At 73.9% G+C, this 17,508-nt stretch carries 15 protein-coding genes; 4 read left to right on the top strand and 11 right to left on the bottom strand.

Translation table 11 applies throughout. From position 1 onward, the window contains the following. Positions 1 to 15 precede the first annotated feature (15 nt). The 9 genes from E0L36_RS27000 to E0L36_RS14465 all read right to left on the bottom strand — a co-directional run bounded on the left by E0L36_RS27000 (position 16) and on the right by E0L36_RS14465 (position 9,521). Positions 16 to 2,118 carry a serine/threonine-protein kinase gene (locus E0L36_RS27000; RefSeq protein WP_219636566.1) on the bottom strand — a complete coding sequence of 701 codons (2,103 nt, stop codon included), beginning with the start codon at positions 2,116 to 2,118 and terminating at the stop codon, positions 16 to 18. Positions 2,119 to 2,329: 211 nt separating this feature from the next. Further along, entirely contained in the window at positions 2,330 to 3,601 is a 1,272-nt protein-coding gene (locus E0L36_RS14500) for an SAV2148 family HEPN domain-containing protein (protein ID WP_180929435.1), read from the bottom strand. A gap of 403 nt (positions 3,602 to 4,004) precedes the next feature. Next, on the bottom strand, positions 4,005 to 4,583 hold the full coding sequence (locus E0L36_RS14495; protein WP_180929434.1) for a DUF1707 and FHA domain-containing protein: 579 nt from the start codon (positions 4,581 to 4,583) through the stop codon (positions 4,005 to 4,007). 201 nt (positions 4,584 to 4,784) lie between these two features. Next, positions 4,785 to 5,102: a hypothetical protein gene (locus tag E0L36_RS14490; RefSeq protein ID WP_180929433.1), complete on the bottom strand. Its 318-nt coding sequence runs from the start codon at positions 5,100 to 5,102 to the stop codon at positions 4,785 to 4,787. Between the two features lie 227 nt (positions 5,103 to 5,329). Then, a complete protein-coding gene (locus tag E0L36_RS14485; RefSeq protein WP_180929432.1) occupies positions 5,330 to 5,497 on the bottom strand; it encodes a hypothetical protein in 168 nt (55 codons plus the stop codon). A gap of 658 nt (positions 5,498 to 6,155) precedes the next feature. Next, positions 6,156 to 6,608 (bottom strand): peptide-methionine (R)-S-oxide reductase MsrB, encoded by a 453-nt coding sequence (msrB, locus tag E0L36_RS14480; RefSeq protein WP_180929431.1) that lies wholly within the window; start codon positions 6,606 to 6,608, stop codon positions 6,156 to 6,158. A gap of 78 nt (positions 6,609 to 6,686) precedes the next feature. Continuing rightward, entirely contained in the window at positions 6,687 to 8,090 is a 1,404-nt protein-coding gene (gene murC / locus E0L36_RS14475; protein ID WP_180929430.1) for a UDP-N-acetylmuramate--L-alanine ligase, read from the bottom strand. A gap of 55 nt (positions 8,091 to 8,145) precedes the next feature. After that, positions 8,146 to 8,613: an indole-3-glycerol phosphate synthase gene (locus E0L36_RS14470; protein WP_180929429.1), complete on the bottom strand. Its 468-nt coding sequence runs from the start codon at positions 8,611 to 8,613 to the stop codon at positions 8,146 to 8,148. Positions 8,614 to 8,741: 128 nt separating this feature from the next. Continuing rightward, positions 8,742 to 9,521, bottom strand: a complete 780-nt coding sequence (locus tag E0L36_RS14465; RefSeq protein WP_180929428.1) for a pyrimidine reductase family protein — start codon at positions 9,519 to 9,521, stop codon at positions 8,742 to 8,744. A 72-nt stretch (positions 9,522 to 9,593) separates the two neighbouring features. Between E0L36_RS14465 and zapE the strand changes: the two genes are divergently transcribed. Continuing rightward, entirely contained in the window at positions 9,594 to 10,802 is a 1,209-nt protein-coding gene (gene zapE, locus E0L36_RS14460; protein WP_180929427.1) for a cell division protein ZapE, read from the top strand. Positions 10,803 to 11,221: 419 nt separating this feature from the next. Beyond that, complete coding sequence (locus E0L36_RS14455; protein WP_180929426.1) at positions 11,222 to 12,625, top strand: alkaline phosphatase PhoX; 1,404 nt, start codon at positions 11,222 to 11,224, stop codon at positions 12,623 to 12,625. 165 nt (positions 12,626 to 12,790) lie between these two features. Here E0L36_RS14455 and E0L36_RS14450 read toward each other — a convergent pair whose 3' ends face one another. Both E0L36_RS14450 and E0L36_RS14445 read right to left on the bottom strand, forming a co-directional pair. Next, entirely contained in the window at positions 12,791 to 13,525 is a 735-nt protein-coding gene (locus E0L36_RS14450; protein ID WP_258016165.1) for an ABC transporter, read from the bottom strand. Next, positions 13,512 to 14,669, bottom strand: coding sequence for an ATP-binding cassette domain-containing protein (locus E0L36_RS14445; RefSeq protein ID WP_180930007.1), 1,158 nt, complete (start codon positions 14,667 to 14,669; stop codon positions 13,512 to 13,514). The genes E0L36_RS14450 and E0L36_RS14445 overlap by 14 nt, the downstream gene beginning before the upstream one ends. Positions 14,670 to 14,679: 10 nt before the next feature. Here E0L36_RS14445 and E0L36_RS14440 point away from each other — a divergent pair, with 10 nt between their 5' ends. After that, positions 14,680 to 15,420 carry a peptidyl-tRNA hydrolase gene (locus E0L36_RS14440; RefSeq protein ID WP_180929425.1) on the top strand — a complete coding sequence of 247 codons (741 nt, stop codon included), beginning with the start codon at positions 14,680 to 14,682 and terminating at the stop codon, positions 15,418 to 15,420. A gap of 42 nt (positions 15,421 to 15,462) precedes the next feature. Then, positions 15,463 to 17,505 carry a hypothetical protein gene (locus E0L36_RS14435; RefSeq protein ID WP_180929424.1) on the top strand — a complete coding sequence of 681 codons (2,043 nt, stop codon included), beginning with the start codon at positions 15,463 to 15,465 and terminating at the stop codon, positions 17,503 to 17,505. Positions 17,506 to 17,508 lie beyond the last annotated feature (3 nt).

Here is a 17,508-nt window from a genome sequence, read left to right as displayed (position 1 = left end):
GGGCCGCGCGGTGGGCTAGTTCGTCGGGGCCTCCCGGGGGTTGCGTGCCACCGTCTTCCCCTCGGTGTTCACCCGCATCGACGCGGTGCCGTAGTCGTCACTGACGTAGAGCGCCAGCACCACCCCGTGGTCCGGGGAGAACTCCAGGCTCATGTGGCTGCGTTTGGCCTGCTTGATGCCCAGCCCGGTCTGCGCCTTCCGCCACACCCCGGGCAGCATGTCCCAGTCGAACCTGGCGAAGTCGACGCGGGGCGGCCCCTGGGCGAGACCCGCGGGCCCCCTGTTCTCCGCCTTGCCGTCCCGGTAGGAGTACGAGTGCATCAGCGACGGGTCGTCCTTGCGCGGGGCGCTGGCCGACATGTGACTGCCGTGCGACGACATCGAGGTCACCTTGGTCCCCCCGATCAGTGGCTTCAGCTTCGCCAGCCCCTCGCGCACGCCCTTCGGCGTGAAGAGGTGGTTGTCGTCCTTCTCCGCGTCGTCTCCGTCGCCGGAGCCCGCGTCCGCCACGGCGTCGGCGGCGGCGCCCACGCCCTCCAGCTTCCGCAGCAGGTCAGGCGTGTAGTTCAGCCCGGTGACGATCAGGGCCAGGGCCACCGCCGTCTTCACCAGACCCATGACGAACCGCCGGCCGCCCCGGGACCGGGAGGAGGTGATGGTGACGGGTTCCGGCCCGTCACCCCCGGGCCGCTTCGCGCCCCGGCCGACCCCGGCCGTGGCCGAGGTCGCCGGATCCCCCTCCGTGGACCCGGACTCCGCGGCACCGGACTCCTGTGCCGCGGGCTCCGGTTCGGCGACGGACCGCCGGACGAGGGCCTTCGACGCGGGGGCGGGCGTGGCCTCGGGTTCCGGTTCGGGGGCGGACCGCGGTTCGGCGGGCTCGGGTTCGGGGGTGGCCGTGGGCTCCGGCTCGAGCGCGGGGGCGGACTTCCGGTCGGCGTCCGGGTCCGGCTCCGCCCCGTCGCGCTTCTCGGGCCCGGCGGCGGGCGCCTCGGTGTCGTCCCCGGTCGTCCCGGACGGCTCCGCGCCCTCCGGTGGCGTGCCCGGCTCGGCGGCGGACGGCGTCGCGGGACGGGCTCCGGAGCGCGTGGTGGCGGCCGCGTATCCGGGCGCCGCCGGAGCCGGAGCGGGGCGCGGGGCGTGTGTCTCCTCCGGGTCACCGGGCGGGGGCTGCGGCGCGACACCCGGCTGGGTCGGCAGGGCGGCCACCTCGGCCCCCGAACTCACCACACTTCCGGGGCCGTTCGGCTCCTCCTCGGCCCTCGGCCCCGCCTCCCCTCCGGCCTCGACCGCGGCGAGCAGTTCGTCCAGGCGCGCGGCGTCCGGCCGGGCGTCGGTGTCCCGGTCGAGCAGCGCGGTCAGCACGGAGGTGAGCGGACCCGCGCGGGTGGCCTCCGGCACGGGAGCGTCCAGCACGGCGCCGAGGGTCGCCAGCACCGTGTCGCGGCGCAGCGGATGCCTCCCCTCCACCGCCACGTAGAGCACCAGCCCCAGCGACCAGAGGTCCGAGGCCGGGTTGCCCTCCTGCCCCCGGACGCGCTCCGGGGCGATGTACTCCGGCGAGCCGACGAGCGCCCCGGTACTGGTCAGCGCGCTCAACTCGCCCAGAGCCGCGATCCCGAAGTCCGTCAGGACGGGGCTGCCGTCCTCCCGCAGCAGCACGTTGCCCGGCTTCACGTCCCGGTGCAGGATGCCCGCGGCGTGCGCCGCCCGCAGCCCGGCCAGCACCCCGCGCCCCAGCCGGGCGGCCTCGACGGGCCCGAGCAGGCCCCGGTCCAGCCGGTCCACCAGGGAGCCGCCGGGCACCAACTCCATGACTAGCCACGGGAAGTCGGTCTCCGGGGCGGTGACGATATGGAAGATCGTGACCACCTGCGGATGGCGCAGCCTCGCGAGCGCCCGCGCCTCGCGCAGCACCCGTTCGCGGAGTACCCCGGCCTCCTGGGTGGGGCTGTCGCTGAACCTCGGATCGGGCGGGCGCACCTCCTTGAGGGCGACCTCCCGGTGGAGTTCGGTGTCCCGAGCGCGCCAGACCAGCCCCATCCCGCCGCCCCCGAGCCGCTCCAGCAGCTCGAACCGGTCACCGATGACGCGTCTCGCCCCGTTGTCGTCCGCCATGGCAGCAGTTTACGGAGGCCGGAGCCGTACCCGGACCCTGCGCCGCCCCTCCCCGCTCACCCACAGGCCGCCCAACTCCCGTACCTACACGATCAGTTGCACGCCGACGAGCGGCGGGGGCACGGACGGCACGAGGGAGCCACGGGGACGGCGAGGGGACACGCGGGGAACGGGCCGGAGGACGGGACACGGAGGTGTCCGTGGGCCAACGTCAGGAGACGGGGCGGGAGTCCGTCCACACGGACTCGAACTCCTCCCGGTAGGTGGCGAAGAGACCCCCTTCGCCCTCGTCCCGGCGGGGGCCGCCGGTGACACCGTCGGCGGGCCGCTGGACGAGGTCGCGGGAGCCGCCGCGCAGCACGAAGACCGGGGACTCCAGACCCCGCACCCGACGCAGGTAGGTCTGGATGACGGCCAGACCGTCGCTGCCGTCCCCGTCCACCAGGTACGCGGCGCATCGCGGGGTCTCGTCGAAGACGTGCACCTCGAAGGCGGCCGGATCGCGCAGCCGATCGCGCACCCGCCGCATGTGCAGGATGTTGGTCTCCACCGAACGGCTCAACTCGCCCTTCTTCAGGCCGAGTTCCCGTTCGCGTCGACGCACCGCGCTGCTCGCCGGGTTGAGGAAGAGCAGCCGGACCCGGCAGCCGGACTCCGCCAGCCGCACCAGCCGCCGCCCGCCGAAGTTCTGCACGAGCAGGTTGAGTCCGATGCCCATGGCGTCCAGCCTGCGGGCTCCGCCGAACACGTCCTCGGCGGGCAGGTGCCGTTGCAGCCGCACCCGGTCCGAGTGCACCCCCACCACGTCGGCGAAGCGGTCCCCCACCAGGCTCTCCACCGCGTCCACCGGAAGCCGCCCGGCGGAGGGGGTGTCCTCGTCCATCGCGCCGAGGAAGCGCAGCAACCGGGCGCACATCCGCTCCGCCTGGGCCAGCACGGTGGGCGAGAGCGCCCGGTTGCGGGCGACGGCGCTGCGCGCCACCTCCAGCTCGTCCAGGGCGAGTTCGAGTTCCCTGCGGTCGTCGAAGTACGGTTCGAAGCAGGGCCAGTGCTGCACCATCAGCTCACGCAGCTGCGGCAGGGTGAGGAAGGCGAGCAAGGTGTCGTCGGCCGGGTCGAGCAGGTAGCCCTTACGGCGGCTCACCTCCCGGACGGCCACCGCCCGCTGCACCCACTCCTGGCCGGTGGGGCCCGCCGCCGCCATGACCCAATCCTCGCCGTGCACCGGCTCGTAGATCGGGCGCAGCACGGCGGAGACGACCGATCGCGTGCGCTGCTCGACCAGGTTGATCCAGAGGTAGGCGCGACCGGCGCGCTCGGCGCGGGTGCGGACCTCGGCCCAGATCTCGGCGTCCCAGGTGAGATCGGCGCCGATCTCCATCGGGCGTGCCAGGGAGACGGCCCCCGGGGGTGCGTCGGCGGCGCCCTGGTCCTCCTCGGACACGCCCTCGCCTGGGGGAAGCTCCAGCCCTCCCGAGCCCAAATGTGCACCGCCTTCCGGACCCGTCGTTCGATCAAGGAAGACTACTGCGGCTCCGGTTCCGGTGCATCCGGAACCCCCTCAACCACCGTCTCCCGTACGGTCGTACGAGGCGACCAGCGCCCAACGGCGGCGCGAGGCGCGACCGTACACCGCCCGGCGTCCCCACTGCCAGTCCGGTACCGGAACCTCGTGACCGGTGCCCGAACGCGGTTTCCACCACACCCCTCCGTCGAACGGATATGGGGCGCGGTCCGGACTTGGCGGCGGCCGGGTCGGGGCGGGGCGCACGGGGGCTATCCGGGAATCCCGGCGTCGGCACGCGAGAGGCCGGGCGACGCGGGCGGCCCGACGGGGGCGGCCGGAGGCGGCCCGGCGACGGGGGCGGACGGCCGACGGGCCGAACTCACTGGCGCGGCGCGGTTCCCAGCTCCGGCGGCTGCGGCACGGACAGCCGGAACGCCATCTGACCGAAGCGCACCTGGTCGCCGGGGTAGACCTGCACGGAGCCCGTCACCCTGCTGTCGTTCACCCAGGTTCCGTTGCTGGAGCCCAGGTCGCGCAGGAACCAGCCCTCCACGGTGCACCGGAGCTGGGCGTGCGCCCGCGAGACCGTGAAGTCGTTGAGCCGCAGCATGGATCCGGGCGCCCGGCCGATGGACAGCGGATGTGGGGCGGGCGGGGGCAGCAGCAGTTCCGGCAGCCGCTGGGTGCGCCACGCCTTGCGGAGCATCAGTGGCGTCGCCGACACCCGGGCGATGGCGCGGGTGAACCAGCGTCCACGGTCCCGCCGGGTGGGGAGGTCGTGCAGGACGGCGTGGAGTTCCTCCTGCCACTGGGCCTTGAGGATCGCCTCGGTCCGGCGCATGAAGGTCTCGTGGGAGAGCCGTCCCTGAGCCGCGCCCTCCCGCAGCACGTCGAGCGCGCGTTCCCGGTCGCTGTCCGACAGACGCGACGGGTACGCGCTGAACTCGATCGATGTCATGCCGAGCATTTTCCGGACGTGGTCATCCCCTGTCCAGACGGGACCGGATCCGGTAGCCAGATGGAGACAAACCGCCCCGTCAAGGTCCCCACACCCACCAGCACGGGCACCGGACGCCTCCGCGCCGTACGCGAGTTCCGGACGCTCACCGCCGGACGGGACACCCCGTCAGTGTTCCACTCCCACCCCGGCACCCGGACGTCAGGGCGCCGTCCTTCGCTGCCACAGCATCTCCAGCCCCAGCACGATGGCGCACAGCACCGCGACCGTTCCGGGAACGGCCACGAACGCCACGTGGATCGGGCTGCCCTCATCCGGGAGGAACAGGTCCACCCATCCCAGGGTCAGGGCCACCGCGGTGGCGATTCCGCCGAGCCGGGAGGCCCACTCGAAGAGACGCGCGTGCCACGGCCCGGAGCCGGGCGACTCCCGCGATCGCACGTCGATGCTGAAGAAGACCAGCAGGACGGCGAGGAACGCGATCATGTCGACCATCTCGGACGAGGGCATCTGGCGCATGTCACGTTCCTTGCTGAGCGAAACCGACCTGGGTGAGCGAGCCCGACGGCACCCCAGCACCACTCACGCCGGGACAGGCACGGGCACCATAGGAGGCCGTGGAGCCGGTTCGCGGAGCGAACAGCCCGCTCCCCGCCACTCCCACACGAATGGCTCCGCGACACCAGGCCCGTTGGGCTCAGGGAGACGGCGAGCGGAAGGCCGCTCGGCACCGCGTGGGGTGGTGGTCAACTGACGTGGCGGCGGGGCGGGTTGCGGAGCAGGAGGCAGTGGGTGGGGCGGCCGTGGGTCCGCGCCAGCTGCCACTGGTGGAGGACCTGCCAGCCGTCGCATACCGCGTCCAGGGCCGTGCCGGTCAGTCCCACCGGAGCGGTGCCGTCGCTGAGGGCGGTCATCACGTACAGCAGTCCTCCGGGACGGAGCCAGCGGTGGCGGGCCCACGTCGTCCAGGTGAGGGGACGCGGCAGACAGTGGAGGCCCCCAGCACCACCCGCGCCACCGTTCCCCGCCTCACTGGCGCTTCGTGCTCGGTGCCTCCGCCGGGTCCGGGGAACGCGTTCACCGCCGCGGCGACGTCGGGAAGACGAGGGTGGCCAGGTCCGGTGAAGAGTTCTGCGACCATGCCCTGATCACCTGTCAGGTGTAGTACCTGAAGGCACGAACTCGCCCCTCTCGCCGCACAGCGCGTCTTGGGCAGGATGCGGGGCACGGTCGTTGACACGCTTCCCCAACGGATGACACCCCGAGAGAACGCCGTGTACGCGACCAGAAGGCCTCACAACCACCGTCAGGAACACGGCACATGACGACCCGAGTGCTCTGCCTGATCGCGTGTGCCGCCGAGCCCGCCCAGTCGTCGACACCGGAGTCCGTCGAGCGCGTCGCGAGGGGTGGGACGCGTGCCTGATCCTCACCCCCGTCACGCGCGAGCACGAACAGCGCCTCCGCACACTGGAGTTCCTGACGGACAGCCCCACCCGCCCGGCGGGGCGGCCGAGTTGGGCGGCCCGGCGGCCGCGCGCCCCGGGCCGCCGCCTTCCGGTGGCGGGTGGGCTACGCCGCCGCGCCGCCCGTGCCCTCGCCGGGCCCGGCCGCGTCGTCGGACTCCTTGGGCTCCAGCCGCAGCGAGATGCTGTTGATGCAGTACCGCTGGTCGGTGGGGGTCGGGTAGCCCTCTCCCTCGAAGACGTGGCCGAGGTGTGAACCGCAGGCCGCGCAGCGGACCTCGGTGCGCGTCATGCCCAGCGAGTGGTCGGCGATCAGTTCGACGGCGGCGGAGTCGGCCGGGTCGTAGAAGCTCGGCCAGCCGCAGTGCGAGGCGAACTTGGTGTCCGAGCGGAAGAGTTCGGCGCCGCAGCCCCGGCAGCGGTAGACGCCGGTGGTCTCGGTGTCGGTGTACTCACCGGTGAACGGCGCCTCGGTGCCCGCCTGCCGCAGCACCCGGTACTCGCTGGGCGTCAGCTCCGCGCGCCACTGCTCGTCCGGCTTGTCGGCCTCGTATGCCATGCTCGCTCCTCGGTCTTCGGTGGCCTGCTCGGGGGAGGGAAGGGGAGGGAAACGGGACCGGGTGGTCCGCCGGGCGGCTCAGGCCCCGAGGCGGTCCAGGATCCGGGGGCCCAGCTCGGTGACGTCCCCCGCGCCCATGGTGAGAACGAGATCGCCGGGCCGCGCCATTCCCGCGGCGAGGTCCACGGCCTCGTCCCGGGAGCCCGCGTCCCGCACCTCGGCTCCGGCCGCCCGGGCCGCCTCGGTGATCAGCGCGCTGGTCACGCCCGGCAGCGGGTCCTCACGGGCCGGGTAGATCTCCAGTACCACCGAGGCGTCGGCGCCCAGCAGCGCGTCGCCCATCTCGCGGCCCAACTCCCGGGTGCGGCTGTACAGATGGGGCTGGAACACGACGAGGACCCGGCCGGTTCCGGCCCCGGCACGCACCGCCTCCAGGTCGGCCGCCATCTCGGTCGGGTGGTGCGCGTAGGAGTCGATGACCCGCACCCCGGCGGCCTCGCCACGGAACTGGAGCCGCCGCCCCACCCCGGTGTAGCTGCCGAGCGCGGTGGCCAGCTCCTCCGCCGGGAGGCCCATCGCCACTCCGGCGGCCAGCGCCGCGACCGCGTTGGAGGCGTAGTGGCGGCCCGGCACCGAGACGGTGAAGGCCAGCTCGCGCCCGTCGATGATCACCCGCACCTCGCTGGTCAGCCCGCGCGGGGTGATGTCGGTGATCCGTACGTCGGCGTCCGGTGACTCACCGTAGGTGACGAGCCGCAGCGCGGGGCGGCCGCCGATCCGCTCGGTCAGCTCCCGGGCACCGGCCTGGTCGGCGGAGATCACCAGGGTGCCACCGGGCGGAATCCGGCCCACGAAGGTGGCGAAGGACTCGTAGACCTCCTCCAGACCGGCGTAGTTGGCGTGGTGGTCCAGTTCCACGTTGAGCACGATCGCCACCTCGGGCGCGTACGAGTGGAAACTGCGGTCGCTCTCGTCGGCCTCGGCGAGGAAGATCTCCCCGGTGCCCTGGTGCGCGTTGGTTCCGGGACCGTCGAGGTCGCCGCCGATGGCGAAGGAGGGGTCGAGGCCCATCGCGCGGAGGCTCACGGCCAGCATCGAGGTGGTGGTGGTCTTGCCGTGGGTGCCCGCGACGGCCAGCGGCCGGACGGCGTCCATCAGCGCGGCCAGCGCCGTCGCCCGGTGCATGACCCGGATCCCGCGCGCCCGCGCCTCGACCAGCTCCGGGTTGTCGTCGCGGATGGCGCTGGAGACGACGATGGCGGTGGTCCCCGGGTCGAGGTTCCCGCCCGCGTGCCCGATGTGGACGGTCGCGCCCAGCTCGCGCAGCGCCTCGTTCGTCCCCGAGTCCCGGGAGTCGCTGCCCGCCACCGCCGCGCCCCGCTGGGCGAGGATCCGGGCGATGCCGGACATCCCCGCTCCGCCGATGCCGATGAGGTGCGGGCGTTCCAGGACGGGGGGAACAGGCGGGGTGGCGGCAGCCATGGGCGCGTCTCCAGGTGGTTCGGCTTCGGCGCGCGGGGCGCGGATCAGCGCAAGACTATGCCGTGTGGGCGAACAGCTTGAGCACCGGGACGCCCACTTTGTGCCGGGCCCGCGACGCCCAGTCACGGTGGAAGAACTCCTCCACGAGGTGCGGGGCGGTGAGCACGATGACCTCGTCCGCCGAGGTCTGCTGGACGACCGAGGTGAGCAGGTCCAGCGGGTGCTCCTGGATGATCTGGCCGACCGCCTCAGCGCCCGCGTCTCTCAGCTGTCTCAGCGACTGGGACAGCGCGTGGTCGGCCGGGGCGACCGCCGCGTCCCCCTCGGGTTCCCGGTTCTCCCGGACGGCGTCGTCCAGCTCGCCGAGCGCCACGTCATCGAGCGCCCGGAGCAGCCGGTCCTGCTCGCCGCGCGGCTGGAGCAGCACGACGAAGGAGACCGGCTCGTCACCGTGCAGGGTGGTGACGAGTTCCACGTCGTCGGAGACCAACGGCTTCTCAATCATCAACACGGTCGTGACCACGACGGGCGCCCCTCTCCTCGCGGGGCCGGGACCCCGACAGAAACCATCCTGCCCCGCGTTCTCACGGGAACTTGCGCTCATCAGTCTGCCCAATGACCGGAAAGCGGAACGTAATATTCCGCCGATTGTCAGACGCGCCGGTAACGGGTGAAGAGAAAACCCCCGTCCTCCAGCACCGCGTCCAGGGCGAAGTCCGCGGGCTCCGGGAGCACCGGCCCGCTCGTGATCCGCGAGGCGTCCCCCGAGGTGATCCGGGGCGCCACCGAAAGGCAGATCTCGTCCAGCACCCCGGCCGCCGCCAGCGCCCCCAGCAGCCGGGGCCCGCCCTCGGTCAGCTGCCGCCGCAGCCCGCGCTCCGCGAGCGCCCCCGGCACGTTCGCGGGATCCGCGACGGCGGCGCTCCCCGCGAACACCACCTCGGCACCGGCCTCCCGCGCCCGGGCCACCCGGTCACCGGGCGCCGCCGCCCCGGTCACCACCAGGGTCGGCACCCGCGGGCTGGTGAACAGCGGCTGCTCGAAGTCGAGTTCCAGGCTCGCGCTGACCACGGCGATCGCCGGAACCGGCCGCTGACCGGCCGCTGACCGCCGCTCCACGAAGGCGTCCCGGCGCTTCGCGGGCCCGTACCCCTCCTGGCGGACCGTCTGCGCCCCGACGACGACCACGTCGGCCAGCGCCCGCAGCACCCCGAAGATCCGCATGTCGGCGCGGGAGGACAGCGGCTGGGAGCGTCCGTCGTGGTGCACCGCCCCGTCCAGCGAGGCGACCATGTTCGCCCGCAGCCAGGAGCGCGGCACCTCTCCGGTGGCACCCGTCTCCGGGTAGGCGTAGGCGTCGGCCAGCGCGTCGAGACTCCACTCGGGAGACCGCTCCGGCCCTGCTGAGCTGGAAGGGAACAGGCGTCGCATAGGCGGCAGTGTGGCACGTCCCACCTCTCCCGCCCCGGGCGGTGAACCCCCCACCCGCACTACGATGGCCGAGTGTCCACCTCGCCCACCCGGATATCCACGCCCGCTGGCGGCCCCGCCCGAGAGCCCCTCGCGCTCACGGCGCGCACGCCCCAGGTCCCGGCCGAGCGACTGGTCGCCGAGCTGGTACCACCGCCGCGCTTCGCGGACGCCCGCTTCGGCAGCTACCTCCCTGATCCGGCCCAGCCCAGCCAGGCCGAGGCCGTACGGGTGCTCAGCGCCTTCGCGGACGGGCTCGGCGCGCGCGGCGGACCGGAGCGGGCCGGAGGCGGGCTGACGGGCTGGCTGCGCCGTCTGCGGGGCGGCGCTTCCAGGCCGACACCCGGGCGCCCGGCGGGCAGCGGCACCAGCGGGGTGTACCTGGACGGCGGGTACGGCGTCGGCAAGACGCACCTGCTCGCCTCGCTCTGGCACGCGGCGCCCGCGCCGCCGGAGCGGAAGGCGTTCGGCACCTTCGTCGAGCTGACGAACCTGGTGGGCGCGCTCGGCTTCCAGCAGACCGTGCGGACGCTCAGCGGCCATCAGCTGCTCTGTATCGACGAGTTCGAGCTGGACGACCCCGGCGACACGGTGCTCGTCTCCTCACTGCTGAGCCGCCTCGTGGAGGAGGGCGTGGCGCTCGCGGCCACCTCCAACACACTGCCGGGCAAGCTGGGCGAGGGCCGGTTCGCCGCCGCCGACTTCCTCCGCGAGATACAGGGGCTCTCCGCGCACTTCCGAGCCCTGCGCGTGGACGGCCAGGACTACCGTCACCGCGGCCTCCCCGCGGCACCGGCGCCCCGGACCGACAAGGAGGTGACCAGGGCCGCCCGGCACACCCCCGGCACCTCCCTGGACCACTTCCCCGCACTGCTGGACCACCTCGCCGCGGTCCACCCGAGCCGGTACGGCGCCATGGTCGAGGGCGTCGCCGCGGTCTGCCTCACCGGGGTCTGCCCGGTGCCGGACCAGGCGACCGCGCTGCGTCTGGTGGTGCTGGCCGACCGGCTCTACGACCGCGAGGTGCCGGTACTCGCCTCCGGCGACTCCTTCGACCGGCTGTTCAGCGAGGAGATGCTGAACGGCGGCTACCGGAAGAAGTACTTCCGGGCGATATCCCGGCTGACCGCCCTCGCCCGCGACGGCGGCAGCCTGGACGCCGGAAGCCCGGACGGTGCGCGTCCGGACGCCGGGAGCCTCGGCACCGAGCGGCGGACGGGCGAGCTGACCGCCGGTCGCTGAGCCCCGTTCCCGCGTCGCACCGCTTCCCCCGCGCGCTCCTCCCGCCCTCGCCGCCCCCGCTCCGGGCGCTCCCGGGCCGGGGGCCCCCGGGCCGCGCCCGCCCGGCCGAGGACGCCGTCCGTCGCCGGTGACCGGAGACGCCCCCTCGGCTCCCGGCCCCTCGCTCCCGGCATCAGCTCTCGGCCCCCGTGCCCGGCGCCCTGCCCCCGGTGACGCGCACTCAGTCGGCCGAGGGTCCTCCCGAACGCGCGTAGATCTCTTTCACGGCATTACCCCCGGACCTCACCCATACCTCCTCCGGGATTCGGTCGCACCCGTGTGCGGACCCCACCCGTCCGTGGTACACACACCAGGTCCCCAGCGGTGATCCACGCGCGCGTGGGAGCGCCGCTGACCTGTCCGCCAACAGGGAGTTGCCGATGTCCACGACCCGACGTCAAATCCTCGCCAGAACCGGGGCTCTGGGAACGGGTGTCGCCTTCACCGGTGCGTTCTCCGAGCTGTTCGCCGGTACCGCCGCCGCCCAGGCCACCGGAGGGCGCTCGGGTTACGGCCCGCTCGTGCCCGACCCGGATGGGCTCCTCGACCTGCCGGAGGGCTTCAGCTACCGGGTGCTCTCCCGCGAGGGGGACGAACTCCCCTCCGGTGAGGGCAAGGTTCCCAGCAACTTCGACGGCATGGCGGCCTTCGAGGGACACGGGCGCCCGTCACACATCGACCGGCCGGGCCGGGGTGGACGGGTGTGGCTGGTCCGCAACCACGAGAACCGGATGGACGCCGAACTCGGGGTCCCCACCACCAAGGGCCTGACCTACGACCCGGAGGCCAAGGGCGGCTGCACGCTGCTGGAGCTGGACTCCGAGAACAACGTGCTGCGCGAGCAGGTCGGCATCGCCGGTACCTCCACCAACTGCGCCGGCGGGCCCAGCCTCTGGGGCACCTGGCTGACCTGTGAGGAGACCGAGTTCAAGGCGGGCGAGGAAGGCCACTCCCGCGACCACGGCTTCGTCTTCGAGGTCGGCTTCGACAAGAAGCGGCCCACCTCCACCGAACCGCTCAAGGACATGGGGCGGTTCCAGCACGAGGCGGTCGCCTTCGACCCGCGGACGGGCGTGGTCTACGAGACCGAGGACGCCTTCGAGAAGCCCTTCGGGCTCTTCTACCGCTTCCTGCCCAACAAGCCCCGGGGCGGCTACGGTTCGCTGCACGCGGGCGGCACCCTGGAGGCCATGCGGGTACCGGGCGTGGCGGACCTGTCGGTCGTCTCCGAGCCGGGGCAGTGCTTCGAGGACATCGAGTGGATCGAGGTCCCCGACCCGCTGGCCGCCGAAACCCCCATCCGCTTCCAGGACTTCGGCAAGGGCGGCATCACCCACGCGCAGAAGCTGGAGGGGTGCTACTGGGGCAACGACAGCGTCTACTTCGTCGCCAGCTACGCCAAGAGCGCCGAGGGCTCCCAGGCCGACCACTACGGCCAGATCTGGCGCTACGAGCCGGAGCGGAACAAGCTGACGCTCGTCATCTGCTTCGGCCCGGACACCGACCTGGAGCTGCCGGGCGAGGAGCCGGACAACATCTGCCTGGCCCCCAGCGGCGGGCTGATGGTGTGTGAGGACGGCGAGGGCGCCCAGCACGTCTACGGCCTCACCCGGCACGGCAAGGTCTACCCGATGGCCCGCAACGCGCAGAACATCGGTGACGAGGACGAGCCCGAGTGGGGCGAGTTCGCGGGGGTCACCTTCTCCCCGGACCACCAGACGATGTACGTCAACTGCTACAACCCGGGCACCACGTTCGCGATCACCGGGCCCTGGAAGCACTGACCGCCAGCGCCCCGGCGCCGCCCCGCGCGGTTCCCGGGGACGCCCCGCCGGTCCGCCCGGCACCGCGCCGCACCGGCCACCGGAGTCCGCTCCGGCGGCCGGTGCCCGTGCGTCAAGGGGACGTCTCGGCGCCGCGCGCGTCGGGCGCACGCGCGGCGCGGCGGGTCAGCGAGCGCGGCGGGCCAGTACGCAGACCAGCGTCACCGCGCCGGCCGCCGCGCCCGCGGCGAGCGGCGGGGAAAGCCAGGCGACGTCGACCGTCCCGGTGTCGGAACCGGTGACCAGCGCGCGTATCGACGCGTTGGCGGGCGAGGCACCGAGCGCCAGCAGCAGCACGCTGGCGAGCAGACCGCCGCTGACCGACCAGCCGGTGCCCCGGAGCAGCGGCCGGTTGCAGAGCGCCCCGGCCAGCGTGCCGCACAGCGCGCAGACCAGGGCGGCGAGCAGTCCGGCCCCGGCGGCCGGGAGCAGCGGCACCGCGACCCGTCCGTCGGTGCTGTGCGGATCGCTGAGCAGCAGCACCGCCGCCGTGCCCGGCACGGCGAGCGCCAGCGCCGAGAGCAGCGCGGTGAGCACCGCCGCCAGTTGCACCGTCGCGGGTCCGGCCACCGCCGCGACGCAGTCCCGGGACGCCTCGGGCTCGTGGGTGACGCAGATCCGTACGAGCCAGGCGGTGACGGGCAGCAGCCCGGCCGCCGCGTAGGCGAGCGAGTCCAGCAGCGGTTCGCCGTACCGCACTCCGGCGGCGAGGACCGCCAGGTAGAGCAGGAGGGGTGGCAGCCAGCGCTGCGAGCGGAGCAGCAGCGAGGTCTGGTAGCGCAGCAGCGGCGGGAGGACCGCCCGGACCGCCACGGATCGCCCGGCCCCGGGCGCCGTCACCTCGGCGTCACCCCTGCTCATCGCGGTCCCCTCGCTCGTGTCCCCGGCGTTCGGCGGGTCCAGCGGGTCCCTCGTGCCGCACGCTCCCGGGTGCCTCCGGTTCCGGGGGATCCGCCTCCCGCTCGGCGGACCTCGTAACGCCGGGGGGTCCAGGGGGACTCGGGGGTTCGGGGGGACGTGGGGCGCCGGGGGCGTCGGGGGGTTCGGCGGTCTCCGGGGGGCCTATTCCCCTGGTGGGTCCGGGGTGTTGGTCCCGGCTGGCCGGTGGGGCGGGTGCGGAGCCGGAAGCGGAGGGGGGTGGTGGAGCCTCGGCCGGTGTGGCGGAGCGGACGTGCCAGGGCGGGCTGGCGGTGAGCAGCGCCCGCAGCAGCGCGTCGGAGGCGGGAGCGGGCACCGTCAGGGTGACGGTGCCGTCGGCGCGCTGCTCGCGCACCCGCGCGCCGGGCGGGCCGAGCGGCGGGCGGGCGCCCGGCGGTCCCTCCGCCTCCACCCTGACGCTCGGGCCGTCCTCGGCGCGCGCTCCGCCCGGGGCCTCCGGCGCTCGCGCTCCGGAGCCGGGGACGGCCCACACGGTGCCGTCCCCCACCCGGTAGGCGGTGTCCTGGACTCCCGCGAGCCGCCGGGGGTCGTGGTCGACGAAGACGACGGTTCCGCCGTCGGCGACCCGCTCGGCCACCGCGCGGTCCAGCAACTCCCGGGCTGGCTGGTCGAGTCCGGTCCACGCCTCGTCGAGGACGAGCAGTCCGGGGCCGCCCAGCAGCGCCTGCGCGACCGCCACCTTCTGGCTCGTCCCCTTGGAGAGTTCGGCCAGCGGGGTGCTCGCGAACTCGCCCGCGCCGAACCGTTCGAGCCATTCGCGGGCGGCGCGGCGGGCGGTCCGCCCCCGCAGGCCGTGCAGTCGCGCGAGGTGGACGAGGTAGCCGAGGGCGGTGAACGGCAGGGCGGCGGGGAAGCGTTCGGGCACGAAGGCGCTCGGGGGACGGCCGGTGATCCGGCCCGTGCTGGGCGCGTCGATTCCCGCCAGCAGCCGCAGCAGCGTGGACTTGCCCGAGCCGTTGCCACCCTCCACGCGCAGCAGCGCGGGACGGGGCAGCTCCAGGTCGATCCCCTTCAGCACCCAGGGTCCGCGCGGCCCGTAGCGGCGGCCGACCCCGTGCAGCGTCATGGGCACGGTCATGGACACGACCCTAGTGCCTGGCAGACTGGGCCGGGTGAGCCCAGCGGAAACCCCCGGTGACACGCCCCTCCGCCGTTACGTCCTGCCTCTCGTCGTCCGGGTCGAGCGCGCGAACCCGCCCACCCGCGTCGACGCGCTGGAGACGGCCGCCCGCGCCACGGTGACCCTGCTCGCCGACCCCCGCGCCGCCCAGTCCGGCGGGGAGTGGCGGGAGGTGGTGGAGCTGTGGGAGGAGCGCGGCATCCGCAAGGTGGTGCGCAGGGCGCGCGGCGCCGAATGGCGCCGGGTGGCTCCGCTGCCGGGCCTCACCGTCACCGGCCGGACGGCCGAAGTGCGCGTCTTCCCCCCGGTGCCGCTGGACGACTGGCCGTACGAGTTGTCCCGGCTCCAGGTCTCCGGCACCGACCTCGACGACCCCGAGCCGCCGGGCCCGCCCCCGTCCGGGGTGCCGGTGCTGTGGACCAGCCCGGAGCTGACGATGTCGGCGGGCAAGGCGATGGCCCAGGCCGCGCACGGGGCACAGCTGCTGTGGTGGGCCCTGGACGCCGGGCGGCGCACGCGGTGGGCCGCCGAGGGCTTCCCGCTCGCCGTCCGCGCGGCCCACGGTGGCGAACACTGGGCGCGGCTGCGGGAGTCGGGCGCGCCGGTGGTGCGGGACTCGGGGCTGACGGAGATCGCACCCGGCTCGGAAACCGTGGTGGCGGAGCACGAAGCGTGGCATCCTCACCGCACGGGGTGATTCCCGTCCCAGGGGCAACGACTCGCGGGGGGTGTGTGGCCCATGGCCGAGGGCGCGTTAGCGGCGGCGCACGGACGCGGCACCGAGGGTGTGCTGCATCTCGTGGGCGAGTGTCTGAGCCAGCCTCCGGGCACCGAACGGCCGGTGGTGATGCTGCTCGGGCCGCACGGCAGCGGCGCCAGCGGGGCGCACAACCAGCTGATGGTGCGCTTCGGGCGGAGTGAGGTCCCCTTCGCCTACGTCAACTTCGGCTCCGAGCAGCCGCTGCTGCCCCGGCACGCGCTCGCCCTCATCGCCCGTCAACTGGAGCGAAAACTCCCGCAGTTCCGGGTGTCCCGCTTTCCGCTGCTCACCCTGGGCCTGCTCACCTCGGACAACGAGATCCGGCTCGGCCCGGCGGACCACCGCTCCCGGCAGCGGCGTCATCTCCGCGCCCAGCTCGGTGAGTTCGAGGACCGTTCGGTGGAGCGGTACGGCGACTACCTCTCCGGCTTCATGCTCGTCGGCGAGCAGGCGCTCGGGCTGCCCATCGGCGCCCCCTCGGGCGTGCAGGAGCTGGTGCAGGGCGCGGCTCGGGAGGGGATGCGGGTGGTCTCCGGGCTGTTCACCAACCGGGGCTTCACCGAGGGCGCCACCTGGTACGCGGGCCACCAGCTGAGCCGCAGCTCCGGCCCGTGGGACGCGCTGATCGACCTCAACCAGTGGCGGCACAGCGGCTCCGAGGACGACGCGCTCCGGCTGGAGCGGGTGCTGTTCGCGGCGTTCCTGGAGGACCTGCGGCGGGCCGTCAACCGCTCCTTCGCGCCCCGCTCCTTCCTCCTGCTGCTGGACAACGTGCACACCCCGCACGGCAGACGGTTCCTGGACCTGCTGGTGCGCTCCCGGCAGGACGCGACGGAGGAGAGTCTGACCTGCGATCCGCTGACCTGCGTGGCGAGCGTCAACCGCTGGCTGACGCGCTGGGGTCCGTCCTCCGGGGAACAGTGGCGCTGGGTCCCCCGCGAGACGGACGGCGCCTCGCTGGACGACTGGCGTGCCCGCCGCCCCTCCGGCGGCAGCGCCGACGCCTGGTGGTACCCGCTCCGGCTGCGCGACCTCACCCTCAACGAGGTCCGCGTCCGGCTGTCCGTCACGCCCCAACTCGACCCGTCCCTCGCCCCGTTCGTGCACCGGCTGACGGGCGGGCTGCCCCGCGCCGTCCGGCAGGTGACGACGCTGATGGAGCGCGCCGACATGCCGCCGCACGGCACCGAGCGGGACGCCTGGCTGCGCAACCTGCTCGACCACCCGCTGGTCGACGAGGAGACCGAGGCCCGGGAGGGCGATCCGGACGCGGAGCTGCCCACGCTGGCCGAGGCCGCGCTCGGCCCGCTCCTGGAGAGGTTCACCACCGACCAGCGCGGCACCCTGACGGAGTGCGCGGCGGCGCTCGACCTGTCGATCGCCACCCAGGTGCTCAGCGAGGGCATCCGCTCCCCCGCCGGAACCTCGCTGTTCAGCGCGGCCCGCTCGGCCTTCCTCCTCCTCGAACGGGGGCCGGGTGAGCAACCCCCGCCCACCCTGCACCCCTGGCTGCGGCGGCTGTTGCTCTGGGAGCTGGCCAAACGCCCGGAGGACTGGGACACCGCGCACGAGCTGCTGGCCGACTACTTCCGCTCCGACGGGCGGCCGGTGCAGGAGATGTACCACCGGCTCGCCGGGCACCAGCTCGGCCAGGTCACGGAGTACCTGGTGCGGCGCTACCAGTCGGTGGACGCGCGGCGCTGGATCAGGGAGTTCAACGCGATCACCGCGGCGCCGCACCGGCACCCGGCCAGCCGGGACCACCGCGCGCTGGTGAGTTCGCTGACCCCGGCGGCGCCCCGCACCGCCAACCCGGTGGAGGCCGACATCCGCGCGCTGCTGGTCGCCCGCTGGGTGTGGAGCGACCCGCTGGCCGATCCGGGGATGCGGCTCACCGAGACCGTCGGGGAGCGCTTCGCGCGGCTCTCCGAGCATCCCAGGGGCGACAACCTGTACCTGTTCAACGAGGCGGAGCGCTACCGCAGTTGGCTGCATCCGCAGACGCGCACCGTGGAGGGGTGAGAC

It is taken from the genome of Streptomyces sp. AJS327 (assembly GCF_013450295.1).
In the GTDB taxonomy this organism is placed as follows: domain Bacteria; phylum Actinomycetota; class Actinomycetes; order Streptomycetales; family Streptomycetaceae; genus Streptomyces.
This window is presented reverse-complemented; position numbering and strand designations above follow the sequence as displayed.

What these genes read in the sequence shown, in the direction of transcription:
- E0L36_RS14495 (WP_180929434.1), bottom strand. Translation starts at nt 4,583, where the DNA reads ATGACATCGATCGAGTTCAGCGCGTACCCGTCGCGTCTGTCGGACAGC.
- msrB (WP_180929431.1), bottom strand. Translation starts at nt 6,608, where the DNA reads ATGGCATACGAGGCCGACAAGCCGGACGAGCAGTGGCGCGCGGAGCTG.
- E0L36_RS14445 (WP_180930007.1), bottom strand. Translation starts at nt 14,669, where the DNA reads ATGACGCTGCACGGGGTCGGCCGCCGCTACGGGCCGCGCGGACCCTGG.
- E0L36_RS14455 (WP_180929426.1), top strand. Translation starts at nt 11,222, where the DNA reads ATGTCCACGACCCGACGTCAAATCCTCGCCAGAACCGGGGCTCTGGGA.
- E0L36_RS27000 (WP_219636566.1), bottom strand. Translation starts at nt 2,118, where the DNA reads ATGGCGGACGACAACGGGGCGAGACGCGTCATCGGTGACCGGTTCGAG.
- E0L36_RS14465 (WP_180929428.1), bottom strand. Translation starts at nt 9,521, where the DNA reads ATGCGACGCCTGTTCCCTTCCAGCTCAGCAGGGCCGGAGCGGTCTCCC.
- E0L36_RS14440 (WP_180929425.1), top strand. Translation starts at nt 14,680, where the DNA reads ATGGACACGACCCTAGTGCCTGGCAGACTGGGCCGGGTGAGCCCAGCG.
- E0L36_RS14435 (WP_180929424.1), top strand. Translation starts at nt 15,463, where the DNA reads ATGGCCGAGGGCGCGTTAGCGGCGGCGCACGGACGCGGCACCGAGGGT.
- E0L36_RS14450 (WP_258016165.1), bottom strand. Translation starts at nt 13,525, where the DNA reads ATGAGCAGGGGTGACGCCGAGGTGACGGCGCCCGGGGCCGGGCGATCC.
- E0L36_RS14490 (WP_180929433.1), bottom strand. Translation starts at nt 5,102, where the DNA reads ATGCGCCAGATGCCCTCGTCCGAGATGGTCGACATGATCGCGTTCCTC.
- E0L36_RS14485 (WP_180929432.1), bottom strand. Translation starts at nt 5,497, where the DNA reads ATGACCGCCCTCAGCGACGGCACCGCTCCGGTGGGACTGACCGGCACG.
- murC (WP_180929430.1), bottom strand. Translation starts at nt 8,090, where the DNA reads ATGGCTGCCGCCACCCCGCCTGTTCCCCCCGTCCTGGAACGCCCGCAC.